11 protein-coding genes and 4 pseudogenes are annotated in these 16,870 nt (G+C 68.9%); 11 read left to right on the top strand and 4 right to left on the bottom strand.

The window, feature by feature from the left end; genetic code table 11:
• Window positions 1-33 precede the first annotated feature (33 nt).
• From CGL27_RS00545 to CGL27_RS00525, 5 genes and pseudogenes are all read left to right on the top strand, one after another.
• Window positions 34-1,800 (top strand): GAF domain-containing protein, encoded by a 1,767-nt coding sequence (locus CGL27_RS00545; protein ID WP_240450286.1) that lies wholly within the window; start codon window positions 34-36, stop codon window positions 1,798-1,800.
• A gap of 261 nt (window positions 1,801-2,061) precedes the next feature.
• Window positions 2,062-2,175: pseudogene (locus CGL27_RS51295) on the top strand (bile acid:sodium symporter); the annotation flags it as partial.
• A 344-nt stretch (window positions 2,176-2,519) separates the two neighbouring features.
• Window positions 2,520-2,878 (top strand): annotated as a pseudogene (locus CGL27_RS00535) (hypothetical protein).
• Window positions 2,875-3,173 (top strand): annotated as a pseudogene (locus CGL27_RS00530) (hypothetical protein); the annotation flags it as partial. The pseudogenes CGL27_RS00535 and CGL27_RS00530, both read left to right, overlap by 4 nt.
• Window positions 3,174-3,269: 96 nt before the next feature.
• Window positions 3,270-4,376: pseudogene (locus tag CGL27_RS00525) on the top strand (IS630 family transposase).
• Between the two features lie 35 nt (window positions 4,377-4,411).
• Here CGL27_RS00525 and CGL27_RS00520 read toward each other — a convergent pair.
• The 3 genes from CGL27_RS00520 to CGL27_RS00510 form a co-directional block, all read right to left on the bottom strand.
• Complete coding sequence (locus CGL27_RS00520) at window positions 4,412-5,224, bottom strand: DUF1868 domain-containing protein (protein ID WP_276147919.1); 813 nt, start codon at window positions 5,222-5,224, stop codon at window positions 4,412-4,414.
• A gap of 135 nt (window positions 5,225-5,359) precedes the next feature.
• Entirely contained in the window at window positions 5,360-5,770 is a 411-nt protein-coding gene (locus tag CGL27_RS00515; protein WP_119983763.1) for a hypothetical protein, read from the bottom strand.
• A gap of 46 nt (window positions 5,771-5,816) precedes the next feature.
• A complete protein-coding gene (locus CGL27_RS00510) occupies window positions 5,817-5,996 on the bottom strand; it encodes an acetolactate decarboxylase (protein WP_119983762.1) in 180 nt (59 codons plus the stop codon).
• Window positions 5,997-6,157: 161 nt separating this feature from the next.
• Between CGL27_RS00510 and CGL27_RS00505 the strand changes: the two genes are divergently transcribed.
• The 5 genes from CGL27_RS00505 (at window position 6,158) to CGL27_RS00485 (ending at window position 12,172) form a co-directional block, all read left to right on the top strand.
• On the top strand, window positions 6,158-8,470 hold the full coding sequence (locus CGL27_RS00505) for a xanthine dehydrogenase family protein molybdopterin-binding subunit (RefSeq protein WP_205587571.1): 2,313 nt from the start codon (window positions 6,158-6,160) through the stop codon (window positions 8,468-8,470).
• Complete coding sequence (locus CGL27_RS00500; RefSeq protein WP_119983761.1) at window positions 8,467-9,399, top strand: FAD binding domain-containing protein; 933 nt, start codon at window positions 8,467-8,469, stop codon at window positions 9,397-9,399. The genes CGL27_RS00505 and CGL27_RS00500 overlap by 4 nt, the downstream gene beginning before the upstream one ends.
• Window positions 9,396-9,878: a (2Fe-2S)-binding protein gene (locus CGL27_RS00495; protein ID WP_119983760.1), complete on the top strand. Its 483-nt coding sequence runs from the start codon at window positions 9,396-9,398 to the stop codon at window positions 9,876-9,878. The genes CGL27_RS00500 and CGL27_RS00495 overlap by 4 nt, the downstream gene beginning before the upstream one ends.
• A 48-nt stretch (window positions 9,879-9,926) precedes the next feature.
• Complete coding sequence (locus CGL27_RS00490; protein WP_119983759.1) at window positions 9,927-10,916, top strand: amidohydrolase family protein; 990 nt, start codon at window positions 9,927-9,929, stop codon at window positions 10,914-10,916.
• An 86-nt stretch (window positions 10,917-11,002) separates the two neighbouring features.
• Entirely contained in the window at window positions 11,003-12,172 is a 1,170-nt protein-coding gene (locus CGL27_RS00485) for an FAD-dependent monooxygenase (protein ID WP_240450283.1), read from the top strand.
• 888 nt (window positions 12,173-13,060) lie between these two features.
• Here CGL27_RS00485 and CGL27_RS00475 read toward each other — a convergent pair.
• Entirely contained in the window at window positions 13,061-14,347 is a 1,287-nt protein-coding gene (locus CGL27_RS00475; RefSeq protein ID WP_119983758.1) for a 4-hydroxybenzoate 3-monooxygenase, read from the bottom strand.
• Window positions 14,348-15,129: 782 nt separating this feature from the next.
• On the opposite strand from CGL27_RS00475, the gene CGL27_RS00470 reads away from it, so the two are divergent.
• A complete protein-coding gene (locus CGL27_RS00470) occupies window positions 15,130-16,866 on the top strand; it encodes a GAF domain-containing protein (protein WP_240450928.1) in 1,737 nt (578 codons plus the stop codon).
• Window positions 16,867-16,870 lie beyond the last annotated feature (4 nt).

The following is a 16,870-nucleotide window of genomic DNA, read 5'->3' as shown; positions in this document are numbered from 1 at the left end:
TGGCTCGAGGCCGTGCAGGCATTGAGCACCGCGGTGAGTTCCGGACGAAGCCTGCGCGAGGTCCTCGACCTCGTCGCGGACACGGCGCGGTCCTTGCTGGGGTTCGACTTCTGCGGAGTGTTGATCCCCGACGGCTCCGGGCGGAATCTCGTGATCGAGGGATGGAGCGGACTGTCGGCCGAGTACGTGGCGCGCGTCAACTCCGACCGCCCGGTGCGGTTGCTCGGGAACGGTCTTCACCACGCACCGTCGAGTCAGGCATTTCGGTCGGGTGAGGCCGTTGCGGTACGGGACATCGCCCGGGAGCCGCAGTTCACGCCATGGGGCGGGGTCGCGAAGGAGCAGGGTTACCGGTCGATGCTCTCGGTGCCTCTGGTCGCCGGCAGCGAAGTGGTCGGCACGCTCAACAGCTACCACTCTGTCGCCCACGACTTCACCGATCACGAGATCGAGCGGCTCACCTTGCTGGCCAATCACGCCGCGATCGCGCTCACCTCGGCACGGATGGTCGAGGAACTCCAGCAGCTGACCACCTCGCTTCGCGGCCAGCGCGACCTGCTGACGAAATCAGAACGCATCCACGAACGCCTCCTGTCGGTCGCGCTCCGGGCCGGCGGGCTCGACGGCATCGTCATGACGCTGGCGGAACTCGTGTCGCGGCCCGTACTCGTCGAGGACGCGCGGGGCACCGTGCTCGCCCTCACCGGCCCTCTCGCGGAGTTGCCGGGCGCCGACGTCCGAGCGGCGCTGCCACTGGAGGAGGATATGTCCGAGCCGCACATGCTCGGCACCGGCCTGGTCCGCGAGCATGGCGGCCATGTCGCTGCCACCGTTCGGCTGGCTGGTGAGGTGGTCGCCCGGCTGTGGCTGCCGCGCGGTGCTGAGGAGTTCTCAACACTTGACGAACGCGCCCTCGAACACGCCTCGATCGTGGTATCGCTCGAGCTGTTCCGGTTGCGCACCGGAACCGAGGTCGAGCACCGGCTGCGCGGCGAACTGCTCGCCGACATCCTGAGCGGTGCGGTTGCCGAATCCCGCCCGCTGCGGGAGCGCGCCGACCGACTGGGGCACGACTTGTCCCGGCCCCACGCCGCCCTCGTCGGCCAACTCGAGGTGGCGACCGAATCCCGGCGTCCCCGTGCCTACCAGCGAGCGCTGACTCTGGTGTCCGAGCTGGCTGCCACGTACAGACCGAGACCCCTCGTCGCGATGCACCAGGGAGCGATGGTCGCGCTCTGGCCCCTGGACGGGGTCCGTACGGGAGCGGCAGCGGGCGCGACCGGAAAGGCGGAGCCCATGGGCGCCGTCGCCTCCTCGATACGCCGCGCGATGGCTTCGGTTCCGGGCGCCGAGGGAGCAACCGTGGCGGTGTCCGCCACCGAGCGACAGACCGTCCGGCAGGCGTACCGGACTGCCCGCGGAGCACTCAACGTGGCGCTGCGCACGGGGCGTTCCGACATCGTTGTGACGCCGGACGACCTCGGCGTCGCGGGTCTGCTCCTGCAACTCAACGACGCCCGGCAGCTGGTGGCCTTCGCCGACCGTACCTTGGCGGGGGTTCGGGAGCACGATCTGCGGCGTGGCACTCATCTACTGCGGACGCTCCGCGTCTACCTGGACAGTGATCTCAGCAGGACCGAGGCCGCACAGAGGCTCAACGTCCATCCCAATACGGTGAGCCAGCGCCTGCGGCGGATCGAAGTGGTGGCCGACATCGACCTCTCCGCTCCGACAACCATCGTGGAGGTCAGTGCGGCCCTCCTGCTCCTGGATGTCGCCGAGGGCGGACAGCTGGCCTGACCGGGTGCGAAGTAGCCGCATGGTGGAATCGGCTGTCGTCTCCCTGTGTCGTTGCGACACGAATCTCGCTTCGACCAGCAGTGCCCCGTACGTGTGCGTGCCCAGACCTGTTGCCGGACCTGGTGGCCGTCGACGCTCAGGAGCCTCACGGTCGATTGAGCTCCCCAAGCGATGGTTGTGATAAGGAAAAATTCCTTTACTGTGCCGCCACTGCACTGAACAGCACAGGCCGGGCGCCCCTTCCGACGAAGGGCGCCCGGCCTGCCTGGTGCGGAACACGCCCCGTCGGCCGCGCTGGAGGGCGTACGGCACTGGCGGCTGCATCTGCCCGTCCTGGCCCTGACGTTCGTGGCCTTCCCGCTGGTCGCGCTGGCCATGTGGAGAAGGCCGCCACCTTAGACCCCAATGAGCCTGGTCCGGAGGACTGGCCCGCCCACCTGGCTCTGTGGGCGCGGTCGCACCAGCGGCAGGACGGCACCCGGCCGCCGGACGGGGACGTTCTCAAGGACCGGTCTCGCGTACGCCCCCCAGGAAGAGGGGAAGAGGGCCCCGCCTCCATCGTGGACCGCGGCGAGCTCGAAAATCTCAGTCGCATCGCGGGGATGGACAAGGCCCTCCCCAGGTGGAGGACCACCCCAGGCGGAAGACCAACCGATGGGCGTCCTGGCCGGGTGTGGGCCCGGGGCGGCCTGCATCATTCATAATGGCCGCATTCCGCTATGTCTGCCGCCGAGCCGTCACCGTCTGCTGCCGAGGTGCTGCGGCAGCGCTATGCGCGAAGGCTTCCCGAGACGCTCGGCGAGCTGGCCGGGCCGGCGCACGGCTCCGTCCAGTTGCCGCCGCACGCGGCGTGGCCGGGTCTGACGCGATTCGATCTGGACCGCCCGCGGTCGTGGATGAGCATGTACCGCACGGTGTCGGCCGAAGGGCAGTACGATGACCTGATCGCCCTGCTGAACCGGGCCTCCTGATCGACCAGTGGCCCGTCCTGCGCACGCTGATCAGCCGCGCCGTCCGTGACGTATGGGAGGAGGCCTTCCCCGAGCTGGCTTCGGCTTGCCCGGGAGCCGCGGCGTGAACCTCAGCAATCTACACCGTCGGCTCCTCTCCGACGTCCTGGCCATCGGCACCCCCTACCCCCTGGTCATCACCGGCGGGTACGCCGTCCAGGCGCACGGCCTGGTCGACCGGCTCAGCCAGGACCTCGACGTCACCACGGAGAACCCCGCGCCCATGGCGGAGATCACCCGCACTCTCACCGCCGGGCCGGCCGAGCGCGGCTGGCACGTGAGAGAGGTGGGCGTGGACCCGCTCTCGGCCGTCTCGTGGTCACGAATCCCGCCGGCGGTGAGCAGTGCGAGGTCGCCGACCTTTGAAAGTCTCTAGTGCTGTGACCGCATAGGTTCGCCGGGTTGGTGGTCGTGGCGGTTGGATGTGCGGTGACGTCCGATCCGACTGCTGGAGGCGCGGTGGCCGAGTCTGTCCGTGTGCGCAGACTGACCGACCAGGAGGGACAGCGGCTGCAGCAGCTCGTGCGCCGGGGTAGCACCAACTCGGTGCGCTATCGGCGCGCGATGATGCTGCTGGCCTCGGCCGGCGGGAACCGTGTGCCGGTGATCGCCCAGCTGGTGCAGGCGGACGAGGACACCGTGCGCGATGTGATCCACCGGTTCAACGAGATCGGCCTGGCCTGTCTGGACCCTCGGTGGGCGGGAGGCCGTCCCCGCCTGCTCAGTCGTGACGACGAGGACTTCGTCGTCCAGACGGCCACCACCCGCCCCACCAAGCTCGGCCAGCCTTTCACCCACTGGTCGCTGCGCAAACTCGTCGCCTACCTCCGGAAAGTCCACGGCCGGGTGATCCGTATCGGCCGCGAGGCGTTACGCGGCCTGCTCGCCCGCCGGGGTGTCACCTTCCAGCGCACCAAGACATGGAAGGAATCCCCCGACCCCGACCGTGAGACGAAGCTGGAGCGGATCGAGGAGGTCCTTGACCGCTTCCCGGACCGGGTGTTCGCCTTCGACGAGTTCGGCCCGCTCGGGATCCGGCCCACCGCAGGCTCGGGCTGGGCCGAACGGAAGCATCCCTCCCGGGTGCCGGCCACCTATCACCGCACCCACGGGGTGCGCTACTTCCACGGCTGCCACTCGGTCGGCGACGACCGCCTGTGGGGCGTCAACCGCCGCAAGAAAGGTGCCGCGAACACGCTGGCCGCGCTGAAGTCGATCCGCGCCGCCCGGCCCGACGGCGCACCGATCTACGTGATCATGGACAACCTGTCCGCCCACAAGGGCACCGACATCGGTCGCTGGGCGAAGAAGAACAAGGTCGAGTTGTGCTTCACCCCGACCTACGCCTCGTAGGCGAACCCGATCGAGGCGCACTTCGGGCTGAGGCAGTTCACCATCGCCAATTCCAACCACCCCAACCACCCCGTGCAGACCCGGGCCCTGCATGCCTACCTGCGGTGGCGCAATGCCAACGCCCGCCACCGCGACGTCCTGGCCGCCGAACGCCGAGAACGCGCCCGGATCCGCAGCGAGAAGGGCATCCGCTGGGGTGGACGCCCTCTCTGACCCAACCCGGGGAGCCTATGCGGTTACAGCACTAACTAGCTGTCCAGATACATCAACGGGGAGTAAGCGAGCATGTCGTTGAAGACCACGAATTCGAGCCGTCCAAGTTCCACCTGAGGGGCCTGGTCCCGGATGTGTGCCGACCACTCCAGACGCCTGCTCTCGGCGTACGTCGCCAGCCCTTCGCTGTACCTCCGCCACGGATACCCCAGGCTGATGTGGAATTCGAAGGTGTCGAAGTCCGGACGCCGGATCTGCAGCAGCGCTGAGAGCCGCTCGCGGACCGACTTCAGAGCAGCGGCCGTCGCTTCGTCGGCGGGCACCATGGTCAGGCTCAGCCCCTGCTTTTCGAAGGGCCCGGCCAGTTCGGTCGGGCGCATCAGCAGCGGCTGGGGCAGGCCGGTGGAGAAACCCTGGAGCTTGTCGAGGAAGTGCTGGTGCACTTCTTCGATGGTCTGGCCGAGTCGCATGTCCCGGGGCCAGTAGCCGTACTTGCGCTGCGCCGGGTTCTCGTTCGTCCCGTTCAGACACGTCATATGCAGGCTGTTCTTGGGCAGGAGGCAGTGCTGCTTGCCGACGGGGCTGTGGACGATGTCCTGGCGGACCTGGAGCAGCGCCTGATGGAAGCGCGAGTCCTGTGGCACGTGGAACACGGTGGAGTTCCCCGGGTAGCGAAGGGCTTCCCCGTCGAAGTCGAACTTGTTCCCCGGGCCCACGTCAGGGACGAATTCCGACGCCTTGGTGGATTGGGTGGCGGGCGTCGATGCGGCCGCATGCCCGGGAGCGATGAGGGGAAGAGCTGCTGCCGCAGCGGCGCCACCTGACGCAAGGAGCGCCCGGCGAGTCATATGTGAGGACATGTGGAGGACACTGACAGGCCCCGGAATATATATGCCGAATTGTGTATGAAATCTGCGGGACAAATGCTTGGGGGGGGCATTACATTTGCTCCAATGGAGAGGGCAGGATGCCCTATGTGCCCGTTATGCCGTGTTCACTCTTCCCGTCGGGCGGCACCGGGTAGGGGTGCGCGTCGGCTGTCGTGCAGGTGGCGCCGGCTTCCACGAGGCCGGGGACTGCGGTGGCCTCCGCTCGGTGCTGTCGGGGCGGTTTGCCACGGTCAGGTGAGGTGGGGCAGGGCCATCAGGCAGCGGAACGCGGTAACGATCCCGTCCGCCCAGGGCCAGGTTCGGGGGATCGCCCGCGTGCCCGAGGGTGTCCAGTACCCGGCGGCCCCCGCTGACCGCCTCGAACTCCAGGGTGCCGACCAGCTCGAGCATCGGCGCCCGGTCCCGCTTGTAGAAGTGGGCGACGAGCACTTCGTGGTTGTTGCCGTGGTGGGCGGAGACCGCCTCGATGTCGGCGACCTCGTGGGAAGCCCCCTCTTCGCCCATCCCACCTATCCAATCGCCAACCCGGCGAACCTATGCGGTCACAGCACTAGTGGTAACAGGAACCGCCGAGAATCACCATCTCCCCGTCGAGATGGCTGAATGTGCCCACGCCGAAATCACCGTGCCGGAGCAGCTCGCCGATTGTCACGACGCCTTCGCATACGCCGTCGATCAAGGCCCGCGTCGTCGAGGTCTGACAGATCTCGACGGGCGCGCTGCGCGTCATGCATGCGCTTTGTCGTGAATCGTGGCTAAATTTGGGTGTTATCGGGTCTTTGGGCTGTCGCACCTCGCGCTGTGCGGCAGACGCCGCATAAGAACGCCCACATCCTCAGGGGTGACCGCCGGTTGGCCCCGCAGCAATTCGAGCCAGCTAGAGGTGCAGCTGTGTATCAATGGACGCGGCGCGAGGACGAAAGACTGCTCACAGGGAAGGGCCGCTATGTCGCCGATATCGAAGTGCCGGACTGTCTCGACGCTGTGTTCGTGAGAAGTAAGGTCGGCCACGGTGCGCTGCGCGCGGTGGACTGCGGCGCGGCTCGTGAAGTGCCCGGCGTGGTGGGCGCCTGGTCCGCCGCCGACCTCACGGACATGCCCCCGTGCGCCCACTCGGCAGCTACCCTGCAGGACCTGCCTCCGGTTCCGCATACCGTGCTGGCCAAACTGTCCTCGGATGAGGCGGTCGTCGGCCGCGAGTGGCCGGCGCTGGTGAAGGAACGCGTGCGCTATGCGGGCGAGGCGGTCGCGGTGGTCCTGGGGGAGGATCGGTACCGGGCCGAGGACGGGGCCGCCGAGGTCACCTTCCAGGTCGACCCGCTGCCCGCAATGGTGACGCCGTCTGCCGCTGCCGCGGATTCGACCCTGCTCTTCGAGGGACTGAGCAACATCGCCCTGCGGGGAGAGACTGGCAAGCCCATCGAGGACAAGGTGTGGCAGGACGCGGCCGCGGTGGTGGAGGCCCGGTACCGCCAGAACCTCCTGATGCCCACCCCGATGGAATGCAGGACGATCCTCGCCGTCCCGGAGGGCGACCGGCTGACGGTCTGGTCGGGGCACCAGATGCCCCACCGGCTCCGGCGCGAGCTGGCGGCACTGCTGGGCTGGTCGCAAGAGCAGGTACGTGTAGTGGTCCCGGACACCGGCGGCGCGTTCGGGTCGAAGAGCGCGTCCTTCCCGGAGTTCGTCACGGTCGCCTTCCTGGCGGTCAAGCTGCAGCGGCCTGTCCGGTGGATCGAGGACCGCCTGGAATCCATGCTGGTCGCCACGCGAGGCCGCGGCCAGGACCAGCATGCGCGGCTGGCCGCCGACGCTGACGGTCGGCTTCTCGCCTACGAGCTCCATATCGACGCCGATGTCGGTGCCTACCCTCACCTAGGGGTCGGGCTGCCGATGCAGACCGCCTGGATGGCGACCGGCGCCTACCGCACCCCGCAGGTCCATGCGACCGTCCGCTCGATCCTCACCAACACCATGCTCACCTACCCCTACCGGGGTGCCGGGCGGCCGGAGGCGGTGATCGCGCTGGAGCGGTCCATGGACACGATGGCCCGTCGGCTGGGTATTGACCCGGCGGAGCTGCGGCGCCGGAACTTCATTCCGCCCGAGAGCTTCCCGTACACGACCCCCACCGGCCGGACCTACGACAGCGGCGAATACGCACGCGCGCTCGATCTGGCGCTGGAGACTGTCGAGTACGACATGTGGCGGGCCGAACAGGCCCGGCGCCGGACGGACCCGACCGCCAAGCCTCTGGGAATCGGCTTGTCCTGCTATGTCGAGCGCTCCGGCGGTGAACCGGGTGGCCTCCACGAGTTCGGCAGCATCGAGGTCGGCACGGACGGCACGATCACCGCGCGGTGCGGCGCCGCTTCCAGCGGCCAGAGCCACGAGACGGTGTTCCCCGCGCTGGTCGCCAAGACCTTGGGCGTGGATGAACAGCGCGTCCGGCTGATTGAGGGCGACACCGACGAACAGCCCCAGGGCCTGGGCTCCTTCGCCAGCCGAACCGCGCAGGTCGCGGGCGCGATGCTGCAGCATGCCTCCCAACTGGTCATCGAGGAGGCCAAGCAGAGGGCCGCGAACCTGTGGGATCTGCCCCTGGAGCAGGTGGAGTGGTCCGACGGCACGGTACACGCGGCCCAAGACGGTTCGGCCGCCATGGACATCAGCGAGCTGGTCAAGGCCACCGGGCCCCTGCGTGTGGAGGACCGCTTCGAGACGGGGATGGAGTTCCCCTTCGGTACCCACGTGGCGGTGGCCGAGGTCGACCCGGAACTCGGCACCGTGCAACTGCTGAAGGTGGTGACGGTCGACGACTGCGGTGTGGTGCTCAACCCCGACATCGTCCACGCGCAGGCATTCGGGTCCGCTCTGCAGGGCATCGGCCAGGCACTGTACGAGGCCATCCCCTACGGCGACAACGGAGTTCCCCTGCTGGCCAACGGCCTGCTGGACTACCTGCTGCCGACCTATACCGAGTTGCCACCCATCGAGGTCAAGGACACCTGCACGCCGAGCCCGAGCTCTCCGCTGGGCGCCAAGGGCGCCGGCGAGTCGGGCTGCATCGGCCTGCCGGCCGCGGTCGTCAACGCCGTGGTCGACGCACTCCAGCCAGCCGACTGCGACCTGCTGCAGATGCCCCTCACCCCGGATGTGGTGTGGCGAGCGGCCCGAGCCCCGAAGCTGGAGGAGGCCCGGTGAAGCCCGCCGCCTTCGATTACGTCCTACCCCGCACCGTGGCCGAGGCCGTCGACGCTCTGGGGAACGGGGGCCGCAAGACCCAGGTCCTGGCCGGCGGCCAGAGCCTGCTTCTAGAGATGCACCTGGAGCGCATCCGTCCCGACCTGGTCGTCGACATCAACCGCATCCCGGAACTCGACGACATGCAGATCACTGACAACGCCCTGCAGGTCGGCGCCCTCATCAGGCACCACGCCTTCGAGTCCGCGCAGGCCGTGCCAGGTCCGCTCGGCTCGTTGTTCTCCCTCGCTGTCGTCAACATCGCCCACCCGCCCATCCGGTCCCGGGGAACCATGGTGGGCAGCTTCGGCTGGGGACATCCCGCGTCCGAGTGGTGCGCCATCGCCATGGCCCTGGACGCCGACATCCGGCTGCAAGGACCCGAAGGCGCCCGTACCGTCGCGGCACGCGACTACTTCCACGGCCCCCTCAAGACCGCCCGCCGCCCCGGAGAGCTGATCACCTCCGTGCGGTACCCGCTGCTCGCCGAGCACACCGGCGTCGGCTTCATCGAGCACCGACGTACGCACTTCTGTTTTGCCCAGGTAGCCGTGGCGGCCGTCCTCACCGTGCACGACGGAGTGATCAGCGAGGCATGCATCGGACTGGTCAACTGCGCCGACCGGCCGCTGAGGGCGCACGCCGCCGAGCAGGCCCTGACCGGCGTCGGGATCGGACCGCCGACGGACGGGTACCGGCTGCCCGAGGACCATCCGTTCACCCGGGCGGGTCGGATTGCCGCGGAGCAGGACGCCGCACCTCTGGCGGAGCCGTACGCGGACCTCGAATACCGGCGGCATGCCATCGCCGTCGTGGCTGCCAGGACACTGTGCCAGGCGGCGAACGACCACCGGTCTCGCGTCGGCAAGACCAAGGGAGACAGTCAATGAAGATCACCCTCACCGTGAACGGGGAGGAGTTCCCGCTCGACGTGGAACCTCGGCGCATCCTGGCGGACGTGCTGCGGGAGGACTGCCAACTCACCGGTACCCACCTGGGCTGCGAGCACGGTGTGTGTGGCGCCTGCACCGTGCTCGTGGACGGTGAGGCAGCACGCTCCTGCCTGATGCTCGCCGTGCAGTGCGACGGCGGGTCGGTCCGGACCGTGGAGGGACTCACCGGTCCGGACGGCGAGCCCAGCGCGCTGCAGCGTGCCTTTTCCGCCGAACACGCGTTGCAGTGCGGCTTCTGCACACCCGGATTCCTGATGGTGGCCGCCGGGGCGCTGGAGGCCGACTCCACCCTTGCCGATCACCCCGAGCGCGTGGACCATATCGTCGGATCCAACATCTGCCGATGCACCGGCTACGAACCCATCCGTCGCGCGATCATGCGGGCAGCGCAAGAACAACAGCAGGCCACGACCTGACCCCGCCGCACGACGACCCCGCCGTCAGGCGTCGGTTGAGGAGTAGACATGGCTGTAACGGGAAGCGTCCGCGCCGGAATCATCGACGTCCACGCGCACTGGCTGCCTTGGGAATTGCTCTCCCTCCCACCGGGCTCTCCCCTGGGCGGCATGAACGACCGTGACGGAGAGCTGTACCTGGGCGACAACCCGCTGTTCTTCCCCACCGCGGCGATGACCGACATCGACGCGGTCATCACCGACACGCTGAAGGTCGGCCTGGGCGCCCGCGCCGTCTCAGCGCCACCCTTCGCCTTCCCCGTCCACGCGCCGTCAGAGGCGGACGACTACGTCTCGGCCTACAACGACCGGCTCGCGGAAGCTGTCTCATCCTCGGCCGGCACCCTGGTCGGACTCGGACTGACCCGCGTGGACAACGTGGACGCCGCCCGTCGCGAGATGACCCGCTTGACCGCTATGGAGGGCATCGCAGGTGTCGCCGTCCCGCCCTTGATCCAGGGGCAGTCCTACGGCGACGGTGTCATGCGGGAGGTACTGGCTGTCGCCGCCGAAGCGGACCTGGCCGTCCTCGTCCACCCGATGCAGCTGCCACGGCCGGAGTGGAAGGATCACTACCTGGCCAACCTGATCGGCAACCCGGTGGAAACCACGACCGCCGTGGCATCGGTGATCCTCAGCGGAGTCATGGAGGAACTACCGAACCTGCGCATCTGCTTCGTCCACGGCGGGGGCTGCGCACCGTCATTGCTCGGGCGATGGGAACACGGATGGCGGTCACGGGAAGACGTACGCCAGGGGAGCGGCCGCCCGCCGACTGACTCGTTCGCCAAGCTGTACTTCGACACGGTCACCCACGACCCCCAGGTACTGCGGCTGCTGACAGCCCATGCCACACCGGATCGAATCCTGTGCGGGAGCGACTATCCCTTCGACATGGCGCAGCCGGACCCAGTCCGCTTCCTTCTGGATCACGGCCTCGACGCCAGGACGCTCGAAGCGAACGGTCGCGCTTTCCTCGGCATCCACAACCCTGCCTGAGGGCTCTCCCGCTCTCTCCTCGGGCACTCGGTTGCTCGAGGGGAATCCGATTCCGAAGGCCCGCACTCGCGAGGCGGCGGAGGTGTGTGATTCCCGAGATGAATGCCTTCACAGCGCTGGTCATCGGCGGATCCGTCGGCGGCCTGGCGGCGGCGCATGAGCTGCGAGCCGTTGGCGCGGAGGTCGCTGTGTACGAGCGGTCGGTGGGCAAGACGTCCGCCCGCGGCGCCGGCATCGTCATGCAACCGGAGACCGAGGCGCTGCTGAGTCGCCTGGGCGTACCAGCGCGGTCGGTGAGCGTCGAACTGCACGAGCGCCAGCAACTGCGCACGCGTGGCAAAGCCGCGCGCTACGAGGCTCCACAACTCATGACCGCATGGGACACTCTCTACCGTGCGCTGCGAGAACCCCTCGCCGGAATGTGCTACCGCCTGGATAGCACACTCACTCGCGTACACGTGGACGGACACGACGTCACCGCCGAGTTCTCCGACGGGTATACCGCGCGTGGCAACTTCCTGGTGGGCGCCGACGGAATCGGGTCGGCCGCCCGCAAACTGCTCGACTCCGCCACCCGCCCTATGTACGCCGGCTACGTAGCCTGGCGTGGTCTGGAACCCGAATCCGCGCTGCCGGGTGATCTGCTGGACCTTCTCTCGGGCCGCTTCACGTTCTTCACGTCGAGCGGAATGCAAATGCTCTGCTACCTGGTTCCCGGCGACAATGGCGAGCGGGAAGAGGGCTCACGGCGCGTCAACTGGGTCTGGTACGTGAACGTCGCCGAGCCGAACGTGCCGAAACTCCTCACCGGCCGCTCCGGAAGACGCTTCGCACACTTCCTGCCGCCGGGCGAGTTGCTACCGGAAACCGTCGAGCAGGTCGCGCACCAGGCAGACGCCTCGCTTCCACGGGCCTTCGCCGAACTGATTCGCCTGTCGGACGTCTTCATGCAACCGGTGCTCGACCTCCCCTCTCGGCGCATGGTGGCCGACCACGCGGCATTGATCGGCGATGCGGCGGGCACGGTCCGGCCCCACACCGCCTCGGGGACATCCAAGGCGTTCGGTGACGCCGCAGGGCTGGCAACAGCCCTGCGAGGGTGGACCCTGACGCAGCCGCTTCCCGCCGCCGAACTGGAAAACTGGGAGGCGCGGCGCCTCGACCGCCTGCTCAGGTTGTCCGAGATCGGGCTCGAGCTGGCAGAGAGATCCACGTTGGGCGCACGCGCGGGCAGCCAGTTCTTCACATCGGATTGACCCCGAAGACCGCGTCCCGGGAAACAACCTGTTCCAGCGTCCGTGGTTGTTGTCGTTCCGATCTTGAGGGGTGCGCGTCGAACGGGAGTCTCGATCGGGTGATCGCAGCCGGACGCGGGCATGAAGGCAGGGCCTCTTGGTAGCTCGGGGTCGCGAAGCCAATCGAGATCCAGGAGACCCTGTTGCCGCAGTTCTCCGTGCTCGCGCCGGGGGAGTTCAACTCGGCCTCTCCGTCGTGTGAATGCGTCGCCCATCGGTTCGGAAACGCAGCCGATCACCCGGAACGTGTTCGGCGGTATCCACCGGGCATGACGGGCACGGAGTGGGAGACGGCCCGGCCGCTGTGCCGGTGCCGGCCTGGCTGTGCGGCCGGGGCGGACAGCCGGAGGGGTACTGCCACCGCTGCCCGCTGCGTCGTGCGTTGGTCAGATACGTCAACACACCTCCCACAGCCACACCGACCATCGGAATCACGGGGGTCCGCAGCTCTCCTGCCATGCCCGACTACCACCAGCACCTGCTCACCGACCGCTGCCGAGCTTGCGAGGCAGGCGTTCGCCCCAGATGCCAAGCCGATCCAAGATCCACTTTCGGCACACGCCCTAGCACCGCGAGCCGTAGCGAGGAGGATCTGTATGACTCTGTGCGGTCCTTTTGTCTGCTCTATCGCTCTCCGGCGCCCCAGCGGGGAGCTGACAGGCGAAGACACCCGGCGCGCGCAGGGTTGTGCTGCTCGGTCACCCCGGAAGGTGACCGCCACCCTGCTGCACGAGCCGGACGATGTTTTCGATCACGGGTTGCGATCCTCTGCCGCCACGGCCCGCTGCACGCTCATATAGACTGGCACCGACTCCTACCGCTGCCAGCCCACGGAAGGCGAACGCTCGGTCACCAATCGCTGGCCGACGCTTTGCCGCGCGCCGCAGCGGCTCCCGGGCCCGGGCCGTTCTGGGCCCCGGCGTCCGGGACGGGGTTCAGCCCCGTCATGAGTTCCGCGAAGGTGCGGGCGGCGTTGCGGGAGGTGAAGAGGCGGTCGAGTCTGGCGCGGGCCAGTCCTCGCTGGAACGGGCCGGAGTGAGTGTCGTCACCGGCGTCGTGGAGGGTCCGGGTCAGCCAGTGGGAGAACTCCTGGTCGTTCCAGACCCGGCGGAGGCAGCGCTGTGAGTAGGTGTGCAGGCCGGTGTCGTCGTGGTCGTGGACGGAGTCCCGGACGGCGCGGGCGAAGAGATCTGCGTCGTAGAGCGCGAGGTTCATGCCCTTGCCTCCCAAGGGGGAGACGATGTGGGCAGCGTCGCCGACGAGGAAGAGGCGGCCGTACTGCATGGGGTCGTGGACGAGGCTGCGGAGCCGGAAGATCTCGCGGTCGGTGATCGGGCCGGGGACGAGGGCGGGGTCGGCGAGCCGGGTGCGCAGGGCGTCCCAGATGCGGCTGTCGGGCCAGGCGTCGGGATGGTCGTCGGGCGGGCACTGGAGGTAGTAGCGGCTGGCGTGCGGGCCGCGGGCGAAATGGGCGGCGAAGCCGTGCGGACTGACGGCGAGGAGGGGGCGGGCCGGGGGCGGGGCGTCGGCGAGGATGGTGAGCCAGCCGATGCCGTGCTCGAAGGTGTGGGCGGTGAGAGCTCCGTTGGGGACGGCGGCGCGGCTGATGCCATGGTCACCGTCGCAGCCGGCGACGAAGGTGCACGTGATGGCACGGAGAGTGCCGTCGGCGGTGCGGTAGTGGACGGTCGGGCGGTCGCCGGTCAGGTCGTGCAAGGAGATGTCGGCGGCCTCGAAGCGCAGGTCGCCGCCATCGGCGAGGTACACGGCGGTGAGCTTCTGGACCAGCACCTGCTGAGGACAGAGGCGGGCTCGGGGGCCTTCGGAGTCGTCGTCATCGGACACCAAGTGGCTCTCACCATCCACCCGGAATTCCATCAGGCCATCGGACGGGGCGCCACCGAGGACTTGGTCGGCCAGCCCCCAGGAGTCGAACATCCGGACGGCGCGAGTTTCGACAATGCCGGCCCGCTGGCGCTGTGCCACGCGCTCGCGGGTCCGGCGTTCCAGGACCACGCAGTCGATACCGCTGCGCCGCAGAAGGTTTCCGACGGTCAGGCCGGCCGGGCCCGCACCGATCACCACAACGGCCGTGGACTCGGGCGACTCCCGCAACTCCGCAAGCTTTTGTGCCACTTGGCCACCTCCTATGCCAGCCTAGCCAAGTATCCGACATCCGAGCTGCTGAACCGGCAGGCGGTCAGCGCACGCCGCGGTCTGATCGTCTACTGGGGGAGCGGCGAGGTCAGTCTCAGCGGCAGGGCCCGGTCCTCGGTCTCCTGGGGCGACAGACGCGACGGACGACGGACCGCGGCGCGCAAACGGGCGCGCACCATGGCGGGCACGGTGGCGGGCAGTCCTCGGGAATCCCGGACTCCCGTGCGCCGCCGTGAGGGGCGCGCAGTCTTGTCCTTTTCCATGGGCACGAACGCTAGATGCCGGCCCCGCTTCGAGCCCGGGGCCGAACGTCCCTGTCCGGGAGACCGCTGAGGCTCTCTCCGGAGCCGTGATCAGGGCCGAGTGGGCGGTGCCCGAGGGCCGTTCGACCCGGGCGCCGACCGCCGCGGAACGGTGAGGCTTGCCTCTGACCGCCCGGGAGCGCCACGGACCGATGGGTCAGACCGTCCGGCCATGTGTTCCCGTGTCCACAGGCCGTGGCAGGCGCGAGGCACTTCTGGGTCGGTCACCGTCCGGCCGCTCGCCACGTCTGCCCTGACTCCCGGGCGGTCGGACGCACACCGCGCGCCAATCTCGTACGGGGCCCGCTCGGCCAGGTGGCCGCGTTCGAGCCCCTCCGGGACTCCAGGGCTCATCCCCGACCGTCCGCGGAACGTACACGAGGCGGGTGCCGTCGATCCGTGTCCGTGTGTCGGGCATCCTGGTGTCGGTCGGCGCGAGGGAAAAGGGGAGCAGCTGTGGTGGACGAGTGCGGCCAAAAGCCCCGCGAAACCCCGGTGTCCGGGGCCTTGCCCCAGTTGCGGCTGGATGAGCTGCTGGAGGGCCTGCAGCAGCAGGTGGCGCGGGTTCGATCGGCACGCGACCGCATTCACACGCTGCTGGACGCGGTGCTCGCGATCGGCTCCGACTTGGAGCTGGAGGTGGTGCTGCAGCGTATCGTGGAGTCGGCCGTCAGCCTGGTCGACGCGGAGTACGGGGCACTCGGCGTGCTGGGTGAGGAAGGCACGATCAAGCAGTTCCTCACTGTCGGCATCGACGAGGAGACCATCGCGGAAATGGGTCACTACCCGCGCGGTGAGGGCATCCTGGGGCTGCTGATCCGCCACCCGGAGCCGCTGCGCCTGGCCAACCTGGCGCGCCATCCCTCTTCCGTGGGTTTCCCGTCCGGGCACCCGCCGATGACCAGCTTCCTCGGCACCCCGATCAAGGTGCGCGAGCAGGTCTTCGGCAACCTGTACTTGACCGACAAGCAGGGCGCCGCGGAGTTCGACGCCGACGACGAGGCGGTGCTGCGCACCCTGGCCGCGGCGGCCGGTGTGGCGATCGACAACGCTCGGCTGTACGACGACGCCCGCCGTCGGCAGCGGTGGCTGGCGGCGAGCAATGAGCTGACCCGAAGTCTGCTGTCCGGCACCGAACCCGCCGCGGTGCTGGAATCCTTCACCGCCACCCTGCGGGAGATGGCCGGCGCGGACCTGGTCACCCTGGCCATCCCGGTCGGCGAGAGCGGCGAGTTGGTCATCGAGGCCGCCTCCGGAACTCGCACGGAGGACGCGCGCGGTCTGGTACTGGGCGCCGCGACGCTGGCGGCGAAGGTCTTCGCCTCCGGGGAGACCATCACCAGCGACGCGGTCAGCGCCGATCCGCGCGCCACCCGTGGCAGTGCCGCGATCGTGGAGCTGGGCCCCGAGTTCCTCGTCCCCCTCGGTACCCGCGACCATGTGCGGGGCGTGCTGCAGGTGGCCAACGTGCCGGGCGGCCCGGTCTTCGCCGACGCCGTCATCGACATGGTGATCGGGTACGGCAACCAGGCGGCGCTGGCGCTCGAGGTCGCCGAGCACCGGCAGGACGCCGATCGCATGCTGGTCCTCAACGACCGTGACCGGATCGCCCGTGATCTGCACGACCTCGTCATCCAGCGGTTATTCGCCGGGGCGCTGACCTTGCAGTCGACGCTCGGCCACCTCGCCGACCGGCCGCAGGTGGGCGCGCGGGTGCAGCGGGTGGTGGACGACCTGGACGACACCATCAAGGTCATCCGCTCCACCATCTACTCGCTCGGCGAGCAGGATCGGGCCCGGAGCGAAGGGCTGCGAGCCCGGCTGGTGGCGGCCATGGAGAGGGCCGCCGAAGCCCTGGGCTTCGCGCCAGCGCTGCGCATGACCGGCCTGCTGGACACCAACGTCCCCGCCGGTCACGCCGAGCACATGCTGGCCGTGGCCGGCGAGGCACTGTCCAACGCGGCCCGGCACGCCCATGCCACCGCCGTCGACGTCAGCGTGGAGGTCACCGACACGGCGCTGCGGCTGAAAGTGGCGGACGACGGCCACGGCGTCGCCCCGGCCGTCACCCGCCGAAGCGGCCTGGCCAACCTCCGGCAACGCGCCGAGGAGCTGGGCGGCTCGTTCACCCTCCGCCCGAACGAGCCGACCGGCACCGTCGTGGAATGGGCCGCGCCGCTGCACGCCACCCCATGACATC

The organism is Streptomyces sp. 11-1-2, from assembly GCF_003595545.1.
Taxonomy (GTDB): domain Bacteria; phylum Actinomycetota; class Actinomycetes; order Streptomycetales; family Streptomycetaceae; genus Streptomyces; species Streptomyces hygroscopicus_B.
The sequence above is the reverse complement of the archived record's forward strand: the minus strand, read 5'-3'. Positions and strand labels throughout refer to the sequence as shown.

Coding starts and splice junctions, on each gene's coding strand:
- CGL27_RS00515 (WP_119983763.1), bottom strand. CDS start 5,770: ATGGGCGAAGAGGGGGCTTCCCACGAGGTCGCCGACATCGAGGCGGTC.
- CGL27_RS00495 (WP_119983760.1), top strand. CDS start 9,396: ATGAAGATCACCCTCACCGTGAACGGGGAGGAGTTCCCGCTCGACGTG.
- CGL27_RS00510 (WP_119983762.1), bottom strand. CDS start 5,996: ATGACGCGCAGCGCGCCCGTCGAGATCTGTCAGACCTCGACGACGCGG.
- CGL27_RS00520 (WP_276147919.1), bottom strand. CDS start 5,224: ATGACTCGCCGGGCGCTCCTTGCGTCAGGTGGCGCCGCTGCGGCAGCA.
- CGL27_RS00490 (WP_119983759.1), top strand. CDS start 9,927: ATGGCTGTAACGGGAAGCGTCCGCGCCGGAATCATCGACGTCCACGCG.